We start from the raw sequence: 18,751 nt of genomic DNA, 5'->3' as shown, positions 1-18,751 counted from the left end.
TCAGCGAGAAATAGGTAGGTATTTTTGTATTGAACTAATGTCGTTTAGGCAACTCTTTTGTTGACAGATGGTATAAAGTCTGTTAGCATAATATTGGAATTAACTTCATGTATAATTACATAAATCAGTAATCGCCAATTATGCCCACAGGTGATGGGAAGGGGATTGTTATTAGCAGTTTATCCTTCCTAGCTTTTTTATTAAGCTAGGTTTTTTATTGGAATAAACTCATGGTTTAAAACCCTTTCTTATGCATATAAGGAAGGGTTTTCTGCAGTTGCCTGCCGGGCGTAAGCTATGTTGCGGTTTCGGATTGTGGATGGAAGAATTACAATTTCATAGTATTGAGATAGGTGCCCGACAAGGGCTTAATAGGGAAGTTCGGTGTAATGCCGGCGCGGTCCCGCCACTGTAGTAGGGAGCGAATCCGAAATATGCCACTGAGACAAGCTGTCTTGGGAAGGTTTGGAGGAGCGATGATCTAGAGCCAGGAGAACTGCCTATCTAACAATCACCGTTTGACCCGCGAGCGATGGGGAGGGGATTTGTACATAGACTGATGTTGTATATCAGCATTTGCATATTTTCATCTCCTGAACATTGTTCAGGAGATTTTTATATTAATAGCTGTTTAAGGTATTTAGCGGCTTATTGGTTATTTGATAGGGGGAGAAATATGAAAAAGATAGCGTTTTATGGTAAAGGCGGTATTGGCAAATCAACGACAGCAGCCAATGTATCGGCAGCACTAGCACAGCTGGGAAATTCCGTTTGTCAGATTGGCTGCGATCCCAAAAACGATTCCACGCGGCTGCTATTGGGCAGGACATGCATGCAGACGGTGCTGGATATGACCAGAAAGTATGGCGATGAGGTCACGCGGGAACAAATTGTTCATACCGGCTTTGCCGGGGTGAAATGTGTCGAAGCCGGCGGTCCGGAACCGGGGGTCGGGTGTGCCGGACGCGGCATTATCGTTGCATTGGAAAAAATGAATGCCCTGCAGGTAATTAATGAAGATCAAGTCGTTCTGTATGATGTGCTGGGAGATGTGGTCTGCGGCGGCTTTGCCGTACCCATTCGGGAGGGGTATGCCACCGATATCTATATTGTTTCATCCGGTGAACTCATGTCTTTGTATGCTGCCAATAATATTGCCAAAGGGGTAGCACGGTTTGCCGGCCGTGGCCGGGTGCGTCTGGGCGGCATTATTGGCAACAGCCGCAATATTGTTCATGAACAGGCACTGCTGCAGGAGTTTGCAACAAAATTGAATACCCGACTGATTGCCTTTATTCCCCGTGACCAGATGGTGCATCAGGCGGAAATAAACCGTAAAACTGTCATTGAATGGGCACCCCAGTCCACGCAGGCCGATGTATACCGGGAACTTGCCGGCTTGATCATGGAGAACGCTGCCTTAACAGTGCCGACACCGGTTGGTTTTGAAGAATTGGAGGAGTTGGTGCTGCAATATGGTGTTGAATAAGCGGTATATGATAACGATGAAACGCAGTTGCAGTTGCAGTATGCCGGGGGTCTGGCGCGCTGTGGCCCATAACGAAGGCGCTGTGGTGATTTATCACAGTCCGAAGGCCTGCGGGCATGTAACCCGGGAAATGGACTTAGGCGGGCATTATCACGCATTGGCCCGCGGGACCTTTGTTCCCAGGCATTATACAGCGCCGCTCATCACCAGTAATTTGCAGGAGGAACACTCTATCTTTGGCGGTGCCGATCAACTGCGGCAGTGTATTGAGTATGTTGTTAAGCGGTACAAGCCTTTGTACATTATGATTGCCAATTCTTGTGTGGCCGGTGTAATCGGCGACGATACCCCGGCCATTGCCCGGGAGGCGGAAGCAGACTTCGGCATACCGGTGCTGACAGTACCTTGCAACGGTTTTTTGGACGGAGAGTATCATGCCGGCTTTTATTATACCGCTAAAATTCTGGCCGAACGGTTTATGCAGCGTCAACCGGCCAGAGCCAATACGGTTACGCTGCTGGGCGACCGCGGTGGTCCCCACGGGGCCGATGCTAAAGAAATGGCAACACTGCTTAGTTCTTTCGGCCTGCAGGTACAGGGCCGTTTCCCGGGTTATGCCACACTGGAGCAGATGAAGAACGTGCCGGCTTCGGCACTCTGTATTCCACTGGGAGGAAGACCCCAGTCCTATGAATGGATGCGCCGGCTAGCTGTCGACTTGAAGGAAAGGTTTGGAATTCCTTTTCTGGATCATGATTTTCCGGTAGGCTGGACCGGGACAAAGGCTTGGCTCAGGCAGCTGGGCGCAATGCTGGGCCGGGAACAGGAGGCCCTGCAGGCGGAAGCGGAGCAGGCGCAACGGCTGGAAGCGGCGGCGGCCAAGTGCCGCCGAGCTCTAGAGGAACGCCGGGTGGTGCTCGGTATTGGCCGTCCGCTCATCCACTTACAGCCGGGCTGGGTGCTAGAGCTGCTTACCCTGGCCGGAGTGACGCCGGCCAAGATTCTTTTATTCAAAGGCCTGACCGGCGAGCAGAAAACGGCTATGCGGCAAGAACTGGCAAAGCATACCATCACGCCTATTGTGGATGAAACTGAGGGCGAAGTCCTGCTGCACACCTCAGATGTAGTGGTTACAACCCACGAACTGGAAGACGATGCCCTGCGGCAGTTTTACCTGCCGGTACTGCCGCCCTTGGGCGTAGGGGGCATGATTGAATTATGGAATAAGCTGGGACAACTGGCAAAACGGCCTGGGAGCCAAGGAGGGGTGCAGTATGGCTGGTAAAGAAGAGTGGAGTGATGTTTGCAGCCAGGTCAACACCTGTGCGCTGACCGGGGCAGCGGCTTTCTTTGCCGGTATTCCGGATGCCGCTATTGTGGCGAACGGGCCGCTCTGGTGCTATTTTTACGCACTCAGGTATGTGGAAAAATCCTGTGCCGGTATTGCAAAACGCTTCTTTGGCACACAGCCGGATAATAATTCCGTTGTGTACGGCACCGAGGAATGCCTGCTGGAAACGTTGGAGTCGATTCGTCAATCCTCCCGACCGTCAGTACTCTTAATTGAAAATAGCTGTTCGGTCAGCCTGATCGGCGATGATATTGCCGGCATTGCTGTTCAGGCCGCTATGCCCTGCCCGGTGGTGTGTATAGACAGCGGCGGATTGACCGGCGGCTTTTGGGAAGGATACCGGGCGGCTGCAAAAGCCTATTTTGCAGTAATGCCACTGCAAAACCGCAGCATAGTACAGCCGCATACCGTCAACTTGCTGGGCTGTTCGATCGGTTATTATAACGCGGACAATGACCTGCGAGAGTTAAAACGCCTGCTGGAACTGGCCGGGTATAAAGTATTGGCTTGCCCGGGTGCAGGCAGCAGCATCGAAGAAATCGCAGCCATGACCCAGGCGGAATTAAACCTGGTCATTCATGCCGAACTGGGCCTTAAGCTGGCGCAAGATCTGCAGCTACAATATGGCATACCGTATTTGTCGCTACTGCCGCCTTATGGCTTGGCAGGCTCGGTAGACTGGTTGAACACAATAGGACAGGCACTGCCAATTGGCAGTAATGGCTTACAGGCTGTGCAGCAGGAGGCAGACAAACTGCAGCACCGGCTGCGCACCGTCACGCGGGAGATGCAGCGCCTGTGGGGCGAGCCCTGGTTTGAACACTCGCTGGTGGCTGGGCCTGCATCGGTTGCCTTCGCGTTGGCGCAGGCGTTGCGCTCGGAATGGATAGCCACCGGCTCGCTGACCGTGGTTCTGCATGACGGTGCGGCGGCATATCCGGCGCCGCCAAGTATTGACAGCGTACTGGATGGTCAAAATGACAGCCAGGCGATAGCAGACCGGTTGCTTAATCTGGCACCTGGGCTGCTCCTTGCAAGCGGTCAGGAAAAAGCCTTGCTGCAGCAACAGGCTGTGACCAATGTGGTTTGTCAGCATATCTCCCTGCCGGTGCACGATGAGATCATTCTTCACGACCGGCCATTTATGGGGCTCCGCGGTTCCTGTCATATGACGGAGCGGCTGTGGAATCAATATATGAACTTTTGTCAGTGGGGGAGGTGAAGATCAGCCGATGTTTCAGGCTGGAATCATCGATATCTTTATTTTTACAAGAAAGAAGGGTTAATCATGTCAAAAAAAAGAAAAAAAGAAAAGTATTGTTATTGCTTTGGAGTTGTGATGTCAATGATGCTTATCACCAACAATGCTTTTGCTGCCGAACCTGAATCAAGTGATTCAAAGGTATCAAAATATATCCTGGAGCAAGTTGTTGTAACAGCAACACGAACTGAAAAGTCACTCATTGACACACCGGCCAACACTTCGGTTATTACTGCCGAAGATATCAAAAACGGTGGTTATATTTCTGTTTTTGAAGCTGTAAAAAATCTAACACAGACTAATGTTCATGCCTATCAAGATGATGGCGGCGACTATAGCGTCTCAGGAATGTCGTCGAGAATCAGACTTCGTGGTATTGATCAAGGAACATTAGTTCTCATAAACGGAACCCCTAGCAATTTTATGAATTTTGGTACATTAAATAATATCCCCATTGATCAAGTAGAACGAATTGAAGTTGTAAAAGGTGCAGGCTCTGTTTTATATGGCCCGCAGGCTCTAGGTGGCGTAATTAATATTATCACCAAAAAACCTGGTAAAACCGACAAGGTTACCGGAAGTATTTATAGTACAGTTGGTAATCGATTAAACGAAGCGAGCGTAAATGTGCAGGCAGATTCCTTTAACTTCGGCATGAAAAAGTCTATTAGTAAAGATGTAAACGATATTATGCATGCCAGTGCCACTGGCGCAGGTCCAGCATTAAATATAAAAGATAAGAAGGCTGAACAAATCTATCTTGATGTGAAATTAGCTGATGACTTAACCTTCAGCTATGGCAGAACCAATAATAAAGCCAAATTTGAATCAGGTAAATTTATTAACTATGTTCCTAATATGCAGTATTTATCAAATATCGATACTTCTTTTAATAACTATGCCTTACTGTATGACTGCAAGGATACAGGCTTGAAAATTACAGCCGGTTATAATACTGTCGATAGTTCAGCTGTATATGATCAATCGTATCCTACACACTACTCTGATAATACTTTCTCCGGCTATAATGCTAATTTAGATGTGCAGAAAAAAATAGATTTGCGCAGCAATAAGAATTCTTTGATATTGGGAGCTAATTTCACCCGTGAAAACATGTCATATCATTATGGTGCTACCACAAGTGCTAAAAATAATAGGAATAGTTTTGCTTTATATCAATCATATGATTATCAAGCGACAGATAAGCTTAGCTTTATAGCTGGTCTGCGTGAATATCATGTGACAAGCTCAAGATATCAGGATAGCGATTTCCAGCTCTTACCTCAACTACAAGGGCTATATAAGGTCAATAATCAAGCCTCGTATTATTTTAATGTTGGGAAAGCCTTTGAAATGCCTGCTATCAGTTCTGGCTTTAGCTATGACAGCAACTTTGTCGTTAATCCTGATTTGAAACCCCAGTCCAGTTGGTCGTATGAATTAGGATATAAATTTGAAGACGCACATAAAGCTGTTTCCGCGGATGTATTTTATATGACAGTGAAAGACAAATTTTACTGGGACAAAACTTCCTCAGGCGCCAGTATTATGAAAAATAGAGATAAATGGGAAAACACCGGTTTGGAATTAAATTATACACAAAAGTTAAATCCGGAATTATCTGCAAATATTGGTCTAACCATCCAAGATCCTAAAGCTTATTCCAAAACGACTTCAAAATGGGTGCAAGATGCTTGCAAATATATCCTCAATGTCGGTGCTAATTATAATAAAGACAAGTTTATGGCTGATGCCCGTATTTTTGCTTATCTTGACCGTGAACCTGCATATTATACTTATCAAGGTACTACTGCTACTAAACCTGATCATAATTTAGCCAATAGTTGTGATTTAACAGTTACGTTAAACTATAAACCTACTAAAGTGGATAGTATCAAATTAATAGGGCGTAACCTTCTAAATCGAAAAGACGTTGTTAACAACTATGAATATTATTGTGTACCGGCAAACTTTAGTCTTACCTATGAAAGAAAATTTTAATTATCAATTTTAAGGCTGAGCGGCAGCAGGTGCCTGTGGCGGGCATCTTCTTTCCTTATGAGTCAGAAAAAATATCGGTTAAAAGTAAAATAAGGAGAATTATCATGCGTATTGCCTTATTACATCTTGATGTAAGCGGCGGTCCGGAAGGCTGGAATTTGGCGCTCTTGCAGCAGGCCACAACGCTGGCTGCCGAAGCGGGGGCCCAGTGGGTGATTACCCCGGAAACGGCGCTACAAGGCTACTTTTTCACCCAGAAGGGCCACCCGGTTTCCATTCCGGTGCAGCCGGCGCCGGAGCTGAAGCCGCTGCGGGAACTTGCGGCCGCCTATGGGCTGACGGTGTTTTTATGCTGTGCCGAGCAGGATGAAGTGAGCGGACAGTGTTATAACAGCTGTCTGGTCATTGGCGGCAAGGGGGAAATCATCGGCCGCCACCGCAAAATGCACTCTCACGGCAGCGGTGCCGAGGGCTGGGCGGATAAAGGAACCGAACTGGAGCCTTTTGTCTGCCGGGAGATGACGGTCGGCGTGCTGATTTGCGCCGATGCCTACTTTGAGCAAAATGCCCGGACCCTAAAGGCCAAGCAGGCTCAGGTCATCATCGTGCCGGCAGCCTGGCCTCCCGGACACTGCGGTGGTCCGCCGGTCAATGCCTGGGAACGGTGTTCCCGGGAAAGCGGTCTGCCGGTTTGGATTTGCAACCAGACCGGCAATCAGGAAGTCATGGACTTGAGCAAAGCGCAAAGCGCCGTTGTTGTCGACGGCAAACTGGCGCTGGCTTACAGCGGCTTACAGCAGGCCGTTCTCCTGTTTGATTGGGATGAGTCAGGCCAGACACTGCTGACGGCTGATTTCAAGGTGCTTGGTCTATGAAATGGAGGGCGAAATTAATGCAAGAAGAAATTTTATTACATACATTATCCATGGGCGATGAAGTCATTTGGCGGCCTGGCAACCAAAGCATCGCCATCGCTTTTAAAGGTTCCCGGAAAGTATTGAGCACATCGCTCTTAAATGGGGGCTACCGGGAGGATTTAACCGGAATCTTTAATCACAACTGCGGACCGGATGACGGCAGCCATGCCCGCTTGCGGGCAGGCACCTATCAGGAACATATGCGCTTGTTGGCAATCGGCGCCGGGCTTGATCCAGAGCGGACAACCGGTATGGGAACAGCGGCACGCATGGAAAACGTGGCCATCGTCACCAAAGAATATCGGGAATTGGTGGTGACGGCGATTGCCACAGCGGGGGTAGAAGGCAACGGCGGCCGGGTGGGTGATCCGGCCCAGCATTATACCCCTGTTGAAAAAACGGTCGCCCATAAGCCGGGGACGATTAATATCATGCTGATTATCGACGCCGATATGCCGCCCGGAACACTAGCCAGGGCGCTGGTAACCTGCACGGAAGCCAAAACGGCGGCTTTGCAGGAACTACTGGTGGGCAGTCTCTATTCAAGCGGCCTGGCAACCGGTTCCGGCACCGATCAGAGTATCGTGCTGGCCAACCCGGAATCGCCGCTTTATTTGGAAGGCGCCGGTAAACATAACAAACTGGGTGAACTGATTGGGTTGGCCGTAAAACAAGCGGTGACTGAGGCGCTGCAAAAGCAGAACGGGTTGTTTCCGGCCAAGCAGCACAGTGTATTACGACGACTGAAGCGCTATGGCGTAACTGAGGAAACCTTGTGGCAGGATTATCTGACGGTTACGGCACAGCCAAAGGAAAAAGAAGCGTTTTTACAGTCACTGCGGCAGTGGGAACGAGAATCGCCGGTCGTTACCTATACGTCCTTATATGTTCATCTGCTTGACCAATTGCAATGGAAATTACTGTTGCCCGAAGAAGTTTGTGAATGCAGCAATGATCTATTGCAAAGTGTTGGAAAAAAATTTGGCGTTATAGTTCCGGTAATCCAGCAAATCGAAGTCGCTCTATTAGTGAAAACCTGGGAACAGATGATATTGGCTTGTTTGATAAAGCAAGAATAAGTAGAAAGTGAGGATATAAGATGGGACGAATTATTTTTTTGACAAACATGGAACGTCAATATCTTATGTTGGAAAGAGCCAGGGAGAGTCTTGTCCAAGAAGGCATTAAATCGGCAGGCAGGACAGTGCTCTTAACTGATTCTGTGCCTTGGGGGGCACAATGGCAGCAGACGTTTACAGCTAGCGATATTGTAATTTTTACTTGGATGGGCAGCGGTCTTGATACTACATTTTTGAAAAAATCTGCTGATTTTTTGCATAAACAGAAGATTACCCATAGTATGCTGATTTCTGACCCGAGCGCAGGCGAACTATCTTACGGCGTTTCAATGGAAAAGAAGGAACAGATGCAAAAGTATCTGTCTTATGGCGGAATTGAAAATTTCCGCCAGTTTTGGTGCTGGCTGGCACAAGTCTTTTGCCAGGAACTCATTCCAGTGAAAGAACCGGAACCATTGCTGTGGCATGGAATTTACCATCCGCGGGCCGAGCGTTCCTTTACCGACCTGGCAGAATATCGTGCGGCCTATTGTAAGGTTGACAGGCCAACAATTGGACTTTTATTCTATCGCGATGAATGGGTTTGGGGTGACTTGGCCTATCAGGCGGCGCTGGTGGAAGAGATTGAGCGGCAAGGTATGAACGCCCTGGCTGTATTTTGTCAGTATGTAGGCAATCCAGAATTAAATTCACCGGGACTGCGGGAAACGGTGGCTGAATTTTTCTATCAGGATGATAAAGCCGGTATTGATGTGTTGTTAAATACTTTTAAGTTTTCTATGACATCAATGAAAGCTATTGACCAGGAATCGCTGAATCAATTGGGTGTTCCGATTTTGCAGGCCTATACGCTATACCAGTCGCGGGGGGAATGGAAACAGTCCATTGAAGGGATGACAGCCATGGAAATGGCTGTTAGCATTGCGATGCCTGAGTTTGACGGAGCCCTTCATGGCGTGCCGGTAGCCGGGCGGGAATATCAGTCTGATGGCAATGCCGTCTTTCTTCCCATTGCGGAACGTATCAATATGATGGTACGCAAAGCGGGAAAATGGGCCAAACTGCGCAGCAAGCCCAATGCGGAGAAAAAAATTGGTATCATCTTTCATAACTATCCGCCTACCAACTCGAACATTGGCAGCGCCGCCGGCATGGATTCGCCTGAGAGCATTCGCCTATTGCTGGCCACAATGCGGGAAATGGGCTACCAGATTGGCAGTATTCCTGAAGACAGTCAGTCTTTCATGAATGAATTAATCGCCCATGCCACCAATGACAGGCGGTGCCTGACCGAAAAGCAGATTGCGGAAGCAGATGGACAATTGACAAAAGCTCAGTACCAGACTTGGTTTGATGCCGTGGAACCAGCGACCCAGGAACAATTAGTAAAAGACTGGGGTGAGGCGCCAGGGGATGTGTTTCACTATGACGGAAAAATTTTAGTTCCTGGCATGCTGAACGGGAATGTGTTTATTACAGTCCAGCCACCGCGCGGTTTTGGGGAAGATCCAGCGAAACTCTATCATTCGCCGGACTGCGCTCCTACCCATCATTACCTGGGCTATTACTACTGGCTGCGCGATATCTGGCAGGCAGATGCAGTGGTTCATGTCGGCACCCACGGTTCACTGGAATGGCTGCCAGGCAAAGGTGCCGGACTGTCGCGGACATGCTATCCTGACTTATCCATTGACGATTTGCCGAATATCTACCCTTACTGGATCACGGTGGTGGGTGAAGGCGTTCAGGCCAAACGGCGCGGCGCAGCCTGCCTGATTAGTTATCTGACGCCGCCCATGAGTCATGCCGGGACCTATGAAGAACTGGAAGAACTGGAAAAAAGTTTGGATGAGTACTGCCATTTCAAACAAACCCAGCCGGATAAGCTGGATGCTGTCATCGAACTGATTCGTACTAAAGCGGCTGAGGCTAATTTGCTGGAAGATGTGCCGGAAGATCCCCAGCAGCCATTTGACGACTTTGTGGGACGTTTGCATGCGTATGTTACCGATATCAAAAACATGCAAATTCGAACCGGACTGCATACCTTGGGCTGCCCACCAGCCGGGGAAACACTGATTGAGTATCTGCTGGCACTCACGAAGGTCGATAACGGCGATATTCCTTCGCTTACGCAGACGATTGCTGCTTTATATGGATATGACTATTACCAGCTTTTAGAGGAAAGCGCCATGATGCTGCCAGATGGGAGCAAGACGTATGGTGCTTTGGCTGACGATGTCCGGGAATGCTGCCGCGCTATCCTGGTTATGTTGGCTGAGCATGAATTTAACCCGAATCAGGCGGTAGAGGTCCTGCAATTTTCCTGGGCGGCGGCACTTTCTGCCGATTTGCGGGAGCGTCTATTAGCGGCAGTTTCTTATGTTTGCCGGACGATAGCTCCCAACTTGGCGAATACGACGCAGGAAATCACCAATCTTATGGCGGCAATGGAAGGCTGTTATGTTGAACCAGGGCCGGGCGGGGCTCCGACTAGCGGTGGAGCCGATATTCTACCGACAGGCCGGAACTTCTACGGTGTAGATCCCCGTACATTGCCTACGCCTGCGGCCTGGGAAATAGGCAAGACCATGGGGGATGATGTGATTGAGCGTTATATCGCTGAAGAAGGGCGGTACCCTGAAAATGTCGGTATTGTCCTGTGGGCGACAAGCAACATGCGCAGTCACGGTCAGTGTATCGCACAATTCTTGTACCTGATGGGTGTCAAGCCGGTATGGCAAAAAGGCAGTATGCGGGTGGTTGACGTGGAAATTATCCCCATAGAGGAATTGAAACGTCCGCGTATTGACGTGACCGGACGGATCAGCGGTCTGTTTCGTGATAGTATGCCGATGGCATCGACCTGGCTGGACAAGGCAGTGGAATTGGTTTCTCAATTAGAGGAAGGACCGGACCTGAACTATGTAAAAAAACACATTACCGACGATGCCCAAGCTATGGAAGAACAGGGGATGGACAGCACTGCTGCCTGGGAACAGGCAAGCTGGCGGATTTTCGGTGACCCGCCCGGAACTTACGGAGCCGGTATCGGTGATGTGTTGGAAGCAAAAAATTGGGAAACGATTGATGACTTGGCAAAAGTCTATGTCCGTTGGGGTGGACACGCCTACAGCGGCAACGGAAAAGGTGCTTATGTACCGGAATTGTTTAGCCGCCGCATGGGCAGCCTGGATGTTACCATTCAAAACCAGGATAATCGCGAGATCAGTATGCTGAATTCGGATGACTATAATGCCTACCACGGCGGCATGATTGCAGCCGTCCGCAGCATCAAGGGCGAAGCGCCCCGCTCGTATTGCGGCGACAGCTCAGACCGGAAGAAGGTTATGATGCGCAGTGTACAGGAAGAACTCAAGCGAATGTTCCGGGGCGAAGCCATTAACCCCAAATTCATTGAAGGCATGAAAAAGCACGGCTATAAAGGCGCTGCTGATCTATCCAATTACGTAGCTCACAGTTATCAGTGGGATGCGACCAGTGATATTATGGAAGACTGGATGTACGAAAAGTATGCGGAAAAATACGCGTTTAACGCCGCTATGCAGGAATGGATGAAAGAAGTCAATCCCTGGGCACTGCAACGGATTGCGGAAACTCTGTTGGAAGCGGCGCAGCGTGGCTTATGGAATGCTAAAGAAGAAACGAAGCGCGAATTGGAACAGTTATACTTGTCAATTGAAGGCGAGTTGGAGGAACGCAATGACGCGTAATAGCAAAAGTGCCATGTTGCGAGTGTCCACAGAACGGGGGGATGGCGCAGTCTGGCAGTATGGCAGACTTGTTGCCGTGGTAGTTGTGCTTTTGAGTATGTTGTTGGCAGCAGGCTGTGCCAGTAGTCAGACAGCAAGCGCTGTCTGTGCCACAGGAACAACCAGCTATCAGGTAATCGACACGCAGGGATATGTGCTCAAGCTGCCGCAAAAACCGCAACGGATTGTGACCTTATCTTTGTCCAGCGATGAGATGGTTTTGGGCATGACGCAGCCGGAGCGAGTAATGGCATTGCATTATCTGGCTGATGACCCTGGTATATCGACTATCGCAGACAAAGCAGACTGTATACCTGTCAGGCTGCAGGACTACAATGCCGAACAGATCATTGGGCTGCAGCCTGACCTGGTGATAGCTCCGGACTGGAACCGGGGCGAACTCATTCAAACGCTGCGTGACATGGGGATACCGGTGTTTGTCAGTAAAGGACCCTCCAGTGTTGTGGAAGTAAAGCAGGCTATCCGAGAGATTGCGCAGGCTATTGGAGAAGAAGCAGCGGGTGCGCGCCTGCTGACCCGCATGGAAACAGAACTGGCCGATATTGCAGCTAAACTCAAGACCATACCGTCAGAACGACGCCAGACGCTGGTGCTGATTTCCCATATGGCCGCTTATGGCGGCAAAGGCAGCCTGTTTGACGATATGTGCAGTTATGCCGGGGTAATTAATGGTGCGGCAGCTGCCGGTCTGGGAAAAAATGATGCGCTGACCAAGGAATGCATTATCAGCATCAATCCGGATCTTATACTAGTGCCAACCTGGGGCAGTGGTAAACTCGATGTTAATAAAATCAAGGCCGACCTGGAAAACGATCCGGCTCTGCAGCCCATAAAAGCCATTCGTAACCAACGCCTGGTGCAGTTGCCTGACTTGTATCTATATTGTGCTTCGCAGGATATTGTACAAGCCATTCGAGACATTATGAATGCGGCTTATCCGGAGTAGGGGACTAAATGGCGTTATTCGGCCAGGAACAAGAGAAAGGTTGGAACAGATGGAAAACAGGAGAAAAAGTAAGGGACTTGTTTTTGTTATTCTTGGAATATTGCTGGCCGTTATCATTCTGGTGTCTTTAGGAGCGGGACAAGTCGAGGTTCCTTTGACAGCAACGCTGGCCATTATCGGCCAGCAACTGGGATTACCCGGTTTTGCAGGTGCGGCGCTGACGCCGGAACAGACGGCGGTTGTCTGGCACATCCGGATGCCCCGCACTTTAGTCGGGCTTCTGGTTGGGGCGGCTCTCGGTGTATCCGGCGCTGTCATGCAGGGGGTATTTAGCAACCCCTTGGCTGATCCGGGAATCATCGGTGTCTCCGCCGGTGCTTCCCTGGGGGCGGTGATTGCAGTCGCCTTGGGGCTGACGGCCAATGGATTATATTACATGCCCTTGTTCGCGCTGACCGGGGCGCTTTTGGCTGTGGGACTTACCGTCACTTTGGCCATGCGTGATGGAAAGATTCCGGTTATGACGCTGCTTTTGGCCGGTGTGGCCATCAGTATGCTGTTAGGGGCGATGACATCTGGTATTCTCACTTTTATGAACGAATACCGGTTACGCGAATTTTTATTCTGGATGGTTGGCGGTCTTGATTACCGGCGCTGGGAGCATGTGTTTTTGGCAGTCGGGCCTGTAATTATTGGAGTTGTCATTTTGTGCTTTTTAGCCAGACACTTAAATATTCTGGTTTTGGGTGAACAAGAAGCTCGTTCAGTTGGCCTACCGGTATTCGTCTTCCGGCTGCTGCTATTATTTATTTCGACGGTTACCACGGCGACGGCGGTGTGTGTCAGCGGGTCTATCGGTTTTGTAGGGTTGGTGGTGCCGCACATTATACGGTTGTTGATCGGACCGGATCACCGGGTGTTGTTGCCGGCTTGCGCTCTGGCCGGTGGATTGTTCCTGGTAGGATGCGATACGGTCGGACGGCTGTTGATTCCGCCCGCTGAGATCCGCGTTGGCATTATGACAGCTTTGACCGGTGCGCCATACTTTTTGTACCTGCTGCGCCGGGCACAAAAAGGAGTTGGGCTGTCGTGATAAGAGCAAACCAGTATGCCTTAGTATCTGAGGGTGTATCTGTCAAAATTGGTGAACGCACGATTGTACACCATTGTGGTTTTCGGGTCGGGCGAGGCGAATTCATCGGCATCATTGGACCAAACGGGGCCGGTAAAAGCACGCTTCTGAAAGGCTTGCGCGGCATGCTTCCGCTTGCGTCCGGACAGGTTAGCGTATTTAACCACCCGATTCACAGTTTGGACGACAAAAAAGCGGCCCGGCTGGTTGCCTATATGCAGCAGGAAGTCAATGTCGGTTTTGGTTTTACTGCTTTGGAAGTAGTACTGGCAGGGCGTTATCCTTATCTTAAGTGGTGGCAGAATGAAACAGAAAAAGACCGTCACATCGCTAAAAAATACATGACTTTCACCGGGATCGAGGCTTTGGCGGATAAACCGGTGAACCAAGTGTCTGGCGGCGAGCGGCAGCGTATCTTGTTGGCGAAAGTGCTGGCGCAGGAGACGCCATTAATCTTTCTTGATGAGCCGACTGCCAGTCTTGATTTAGTCTATCAGGAAGAAATATTCCGCTATTGCCAGACTATCTGCAAAGAAGGAAAAAGCGTATTGCTTATTGCTCATGATATTAAAATGGCAGCTAAATTTTGCTCCCGCCTGATTTTGTTGGCGGATGGCCAAATCGCAGCCGACGGTATTCCACGCGATGTGCTTACGGTAGATAATTTAGCGAAAGCATATGGGTTGCATTCGGCTGTTTTTTTAAATAAGGTGACCGGTAATTTGGATATTCATACCTATGCGGCAGCCGGTAACATCAATAGTCAGCCAACCATCCATATTATTGGCGGCGGCGGTTCTACCGGCGATATTATGCGGAGTTTGTACGAGCGTGGTTACCGGTTAACAGCCGGTGTGTTACAGGCAGGGGATACGGATGCCGACGTGGCAACTGCTTTTGGCATTGACTTTGTGGCTGGGCAAGCGTTCAGCGAGATTACTGACCAGCAGGCACAGCAGCACCAGCAAAAAATTGCCAGTGCTGACTTGGTGGTTTTGGGCAATCTCTGCTATGGAAAGCAAAATATGGTTAATTTGAAGATGGCTTTTTCTGCACCAAAACTGATTGTGATTGAAGATACACCAATTGATGAACGGGATTTTACCTCTGGTAAGGCGGCACAGCTATACCGAAAACTAGTACAACAGCAACAGGTTACAGTAATGACTTCGATGCAATTTCTAGCGAAGATCGAAAGCAATGGGTCTGCTGATTGAATTTAAAACAAATATAAAATGAACTTAAAAAGCAGAGGAGATTCATTATGAGAACAGGTGTGTACCCATTTACCGCTATTGTCGGACAGGAAGATATGAAACTGGCTCTTATCCTAAATGTGATTAACCCCGCTTTGGGCGGCGTATTGATTAAAGGCGAGAAAGGGACGGCCAAGTCGACGGCTGTGCGTGCGCTGGCCGATTTACTCCCCGCGATGGAAGCAGTCAAGGGATGTCAGTTCCATTGCGACCCACAGGATCAGCATCATATGTGCGAAGCTTGTGTGGAGAAGAATAAAACGGCGACCTTGACTGCACAATCGGTGAAAATGAAAGTGATTGAATTGCCGGTCAGTGCAACAGAAGATCGGGTTGTCGGAACACTTGATATTGAGCATGCCATTAAGTGCGGGGAAAAGAAATTTGATCCCGGCATCCTGGCCCAGGCTAACCGGAATATTTTATATGTGGATGAAATCAACTTGCTGGACGACCATGTAGTGGATGTACTGCTCGATGCAGCTGCAATGGGCGTCAACACGGTAGAACGGGAAGGAGTGTCTTACTCGCATCCGGCCCGGTTTGTGCTGGTTGGCACCATGAACCCGGAAGAAGGCGATATCCGTCCGCAGCTTCTCGACCGGTTTGGCCTTTCGATTACAGTCACCGGTGAACACCAGTCCGGACAGCGGGTGGAAGTCATCAAACGTCGGCTGGGGTACGAGCAGGATGCAGATGTATTTTCCCGAGCGTATCAACAAGAACAGGATGAACTGGGTAAAGCGATTCTACAGGCCAGCCGTTTGCTGCCGCAAGTAACCATTGCCGATGAGCTCTTGACGCTGGTTGCCAATATGTCAATCAAACTCGAAGTGGACGGCCACCGGGCCGATATTACCGTCATCAAAACGGCTCTTACCTTAGCAGCATTGGATGGGCGGGACAAAACCACGGTGGAAGATATCAAAAAAGCTGTCCGGCTGGCTCTGCCGCATCGCATGCGGCGGCGGCCGTTCGAAGACGGCGTGCTCAACTGGGATGTTGTAGAAGCCATGTTTCAGGAACAATAAATGCGGGAGGAATCAATATGAGTAAACGAATCACTTTTCCTTTCGCAGCAGTTGTGGGCCAGGAGGATGTCAAACAGGCACTCTTAATTGCCCTGACAAATCCCAAAGCAGGCGGGGTATTGGTTGCCGGGGAAACAGGGACAGCCAAGTCAAGTCTGGTGCGTGCCTTAACAAATGTGCTTCCAGATCAGAAAATAATCGAGCTGCCTTTGAATGCAACAGAAGATATGGTATTTGGCAATATTGATCTGGAATATGCCTTGACCTGTGGCAAAAAGGTATTTTCGCCCGGTATTCTGGCGCGGGCGCATGAACAGGTGCTTTATATGGACGAAGTCAACCTGCTGCGCCGGGAGGTATTAATTAGCCTATTAGATACCGCTGACCGCGGCGTGAATATTGTTGAGCGGGAAGGTATTTCTCACCAGCACGAGTCAAGGTTTACCCTAATCGGCACAATGAATCCGGAAGAAGGAACGTTGACATCTACCGTTTTGGATCGGTTTGGAATGTTTGTAGCCGTCAACAGGGAGACAGACCCGGCCGCCAGAACGAAAATCATGCGCCGCGTCTTAACCTACGAGAAAGACCCGGATTTGTTTTGCCGACAGTATGAAACCGCTACCCGGGAGCTGACAGAGAGCTTGCAGGCTGCCAGAACAGTGCTTGCTACCATTGAAATCAGTGTTGCCATGATGGAACTGGCAGCGCAATATTGTGCAAAAGCGCACTCGGACGGACATAGGGCGGAACTTTTCCTTCTGGAGGCGGCCAAAGCTGTCGCCGCCTTGGCCGGCAGGGGTTATCTGCTGCCTGCTGATATGGAAAGAGCGGCTTATTTCGTATTGCCGCACCGCATGCGGCAGCAAGAAAGTCCGCCGCCTGAAATGGAAGAGCAAGAGGATCAGTCGGCGGCAGGAGAGAATGAGCAGGAGAATAACACGGAACAGCCTGACCCGCCACCCCCGCCGCCAGAAAATAATCAGCCGCCGGAGGATACGGAACAGGATGATTCGGAACCTACTGACGATACAGAGGACAAAAAGGAGGACTTACCGCCACAGCCGGAGGATGCCGCCGACCAGGAGCATGTTGCCGATATTGATAAAAATTCCCCCCATGCGAAACTGAATGTGTCACTACCGCAGGACCGGCAGGTCAGACAGGGCAGCGGCAAGCGCAGCCTGACGCGCACCGACCTCAAACAGGGGCGCTATGTCCGGTCTTGTCTGCCGAACGGCAAACTGACCGATCTGGCCTTTGACGCGACGCTCCGGGCGGCTGCTCCCTACCAGCGCCTGCGCACCAAAGGCAACTGCTGCATCACCATTAAGCAGGAGGACTTGCGGCAGAAAGTCCGGGAAAAACGCATCGGCAACACCTTTTTATTTGTGGTGGATGCCAGCGGCTCCATGGGGGCCCGAGAACGGATGTGTGCCGTAAAGGGCGCCATTTTTTCCATGTTGCAGGATGCTTACCAGAAACGGGACCAGGTTGGCCTGGTTGCTTTCCGGCGGGAAACGGCCGAGGTTCTGCTACCGGTTACCCGCAGCGTGGATTTAGCGCAAAAATGCCTGCAGCAATTGCCGACAGGCGGAAAAACTCCGCTGGCAGAAGGACTGGCTACCGCATTTACAGTACTGCAGTCGATGCAGAAGAAAGAAAAAGAAATGCAGCCCATCCTGGTATTGGTGACCGACGGCCGGGCCAATCGCAGCAAGGCGGGCGGCGTGGACCCGGTTGCCGCTGCGGTCAATATGGCGGAGAAAATTAATTTGGCCGGATTAACCAGCGTGGTCATTGATACCGAGATGGATTTTATCAAGCTGGGAGTAGCCCGGACTGTGGCACAGGCAATGGGCGCCGCCTATTACCGTCTGCAGGAGTTGTCGGAACAAAAAATCCTTCATATTGTGAAGAAGCTGGGCTAGGAAAAGAGGATGAAGGGCAAGCAGCTGGCTCCAAGCTGCTTAAAAAAATAAAGCTTAAAATATTTTTGTTGACTCTATCCTAGGAAGATACCTTATCATTTTAGACAGGTTAAACGATTTGACCTAAAATATAAAATGAGGTGATTTACATGGCACATCCAAAGTATGAACTGCCAAAAACTCCCCATGCGGAATATCGTTATAAGATGGCGATGAAACATGTGGAAGCGGCGAAAGCTGCCGGGAAATCTTCGGAAGAAATCCACGAGATGTTTAACAAAATCATGAATTACGATATTGATAATTTAACAACTAACGACGAAGCCCACAAAAAATATCATTCTGCTGTTGCCCATGCCAAAAAAGCACTGGAAAACGGCAAGTCATCGGAAGAAGCCCATAAGATTTTCCAGCAGGTGCTGGAATCAAAAGGCGAAGGCCACTGCCATAAACACGAATAAAATACATAAGCGCTCTCTGCAAGCAAATGAGACCGCTTAAAAAGAAAACACGGCCTGCGCCAAAGGTTTAGCGCAAGCCGTGTTTTACTAATTTTTGTAGTC

The 18,751-nt window shown here is 49.7% G+C and carries 13 protein-coding genes and 1 riboswitch; all 13 genes read left to right on the top strand.

Features of this window, described 5'->3' with window-relative positions:
- Positions 1 to 334 precede the first annotated feature (334 nt).
- Positions 335 to 518: riboswitch (cobalamin riboswitch) on the top strand.
- Positions 519 to 676: 158 nt separating this feature from the next.
- The 13 genes from AC1ECB_RS10100 to AC1ECB_RS10040 all read left to right on the top strand — a co-directional run bounded on the left by AC1ECB_RS10100 (position 677) and on the right by AC1ECB_RS10040 (position 18,649).
- Positions 677 to 1,489 (top strand): nucleotide-binding protein, encoded by an 813-nt coding sequence (locus tag AC1ECB_RS10100; protein ID WP_485668577.1) that lies wholly within the window; start codon positions 677 to 679, stop codon positions 1,487 to 1,489.
- Positions 1,476 to 2,774, top strand: coding sequence for a nitrogenase component 1 (locus AC1ECB_RS10095; protein ID WP_485668576.1), 1,299 nt, complete (start codon positions 1,476 to 1,478; stop codon positions 2,772 to 2,774). Before AC1ECB_RS10100 ends, AC1ECB_RS10095 begins: the two co-directional genes overlap by 14 nt.
- Positions 2,701 to 4,062, top strand: a complete 1,362-nt coding sequence (locus tag AC1ECB_RS10090) for a nitrogenase component 1 (protein WP_485668575.1) — start codon at positions 2,701 to 2,703, stop codon at positions 4,060 to 4,062. Before AC1ECB_RS10095 ends, AC1ECB_RS10090 begins: the two co-directional genes overlap by 74 nt.
- Before the next feature lie 66 nt (positions 4,063 to 4,128).
- Positions 4,129 to 6,102 carry a TonB-dependent receptor plug domain-containing protein gene (locus AC1ECB_RS10085; RefSeq protein ID WP_485668574.1) on the top strand — a complete coding sequence of 658 codons (1,974 nt, stop codon included), beginning with the start codon at positions 4,129 to 4,131 and terminating at the stop codon, positions 6,100 to 6,102.
- Positions 6,103 to 6,137: 35 nt separating this feature from the next.
- Complete coding sequence (locus tag AC1ECB_RS10080) at positions 6,138 to 6,977, top strand: carbon-nitrogen hydrolase family protein (RefSeq protein ID WP_485668573.1); 840 nt, start codon at positions 6,138 to 6,140, stop codon at positions 6,975 to 6,977.
- A 17-nt stretch (positions 6,978 to 6,994) separates the two neighbouring features.
- Positions 6,995 to 8,098 (top strand): adenosylcobinamide amidohydrolase, encoded by a 1,104-nt coding sequence (locus tag AC1ECB_RS10075; RefSeq protein ID WP_485668572.1) that lies wholly within the window; start codon positions 6,995 to 6,997, stop codon positions 8,096 to 8,098.
- 20 nt (positions 8,099 to 8,118) lie between these two features.
- Positions 8,119 to 11,832 (top strand): cobaltochelatase subunit CobN, encoded by a 3,714-nt coding sequence (cobN, locus tag AC1ECB_RS10070; RefSeq protein WP_485668571.1) that lies wholly within the window; start codon positions 8,119 to 8,121, stop codon positions 11,830 to 11,832.
- Positions 11,822 to 12,838: an ABC transporter substrate-binding protein gene (locus AC1ECB_RS10065; RefSeq protein WP_485668570.1), complete on the top strand. Its 1,017-nt coding sequence runs from the start codon at positions 11,822 to 11,824 to the stop codon at positions 12,836 to 12,838. The genes cobN and AC1ECB_RS10065 overlap by 11 nt, the downstream gene beginning before the upstream one ends.
- Positions 12,839 to 12,887: 49 nt before the next feature.
- Positions 12,888 to 13,931, top strand: coding sequence for a FecCD family ABC transporter permease (locus AC1ECB_RS10060; protein WP_485669314.1), 1,044 nt, complete (start codon positions 12,888 to 12,890; stop codon positions 13,929 to 13,931).
- A complete protein-coding gene (locus tag AC1ECB_RS10055; RefSeq protein WP_485668569.1) occupies positions 13,928 to 15,187 on the top strand; it encodes an ABC transporter ATP-binding protein in 1,260 nt (419 codons plus the stop codon). The genes AC1ECB_RS10060 and AC1ECB_RS10055 overlap by 4 nt, the downstream gene beginning before the upstream one ends.
- Positions 15,188 to 15,231: 44 nt before the next feature.
- The gene (locus AC1ECB_RS10050; RefSeq protein ID WP_485669313.1) at positions 15,232 to 16,257 is read left to right on the top strand and encodes a magnesium chelatase ATPase subunit I; all 1,026 of its coding nucleotides are present in this window, start codon (positions 15,232 to 15,234) and stop codon (positions 16,255 to 16,257) included.
- A gap of 17 nt (positions 16,258 to 16,274) precedes the next feature.
- A complete protein-coding gene (locus tag AC1ECB_RS10045) occupies positions 16,275 to 18,188 on the top strand; it encodes a VWA domain-containing protein (RefSeq protein WP_485668568.1) in 1,914 nt (637 codons plus the stop codon).
- A 149-nt stretch (positions 18,189 to 18,337) separates the two neighbouring features.
- Positions 18,338 to 18,649: a hypothetical protein gene (locus AC1ECB_RS10040; protein ID WP_485668567.1), complete on the top strand. Its 312-nt coding sequence runs from the start codon at positions 18,338 to 18,340 to the stop codon at positions 18,647 to 18,649.
- Positions 18,650 to 18,751: the final 102 nt, after the last annotated feature.

The sequence above is a fragment of the Sporomusa sp. 246TCP1 genome, assembly GCF_057319775.1.
This window is presented reverse-complemented; position numbering and strand designations above follow the sequence as displayed.

Bases quoted from the DNA above. Each gene is read 5' to 3' on its own strand.
- AC1ECB_RS10065 (WP_485668570.1), top strand. From the start codon at position 11,822: ATGACGCGTAATAGCAAAAGTGCCATGTTGCGAGTGTCCACAGAACGG.
- AC1ECB_RS10085 (WP_485668574.1), top strand. From the start codon at position 4,129: ATGTCAAAAAAAAGAAAAAAAGAAAAGTATTGTTATTGCTTTGGAGTT.
- AC1ECB_RS10040 (WP_485668567.1), top strand. From the start codon at position 18,338: ATGGCACATCCAAAGTATGAACTGCCAAAAACTCCCCATGCGGAATAT.
- cobN (WP_485668571.1), top strand. From the start codon at position 8,119: ATGGGACGAATTATTTTTTTGACAAACATGGAACGTCAATATCTTATG.
- AC1ECB_RS10075 (WP_485668572.1), top strand. From the start codon at position 6,995: ATGCAAGAAGAAATTTTATTACATACATTATCCATGGGCGATGAAGTC.
- AC1ECB_RS10100 (WP_485668577.1), top strand. From the start codon at position 677: ATGAAAAAGATAGCGTTTTATGGTAAAGGCGGTATTGGCAAATCAACG.
- AC1ECB_RS10060 (WP_485669314.1), top strand. From the start codon at position 12,888: ATGGAAAACAGGAGAAAAAGTAAGGGACTTGTTTTTGTTATTCTTGGA.
- AC1ECB_RS10095 (WP_485668576.1), top strand. From the start codon at position 1,476: ATGGTGTTGAATAAGCGGTATATGATAACGATGAAACGCAGTTGCAGT.
- AC1ECB_RS10045 (WP_485668568.1), top strand. From the start codon at position 16,275: ATGAGTAAACGAATCACTTTTCCTTTCGCAGCAGTTGTGGGCCAGGAG.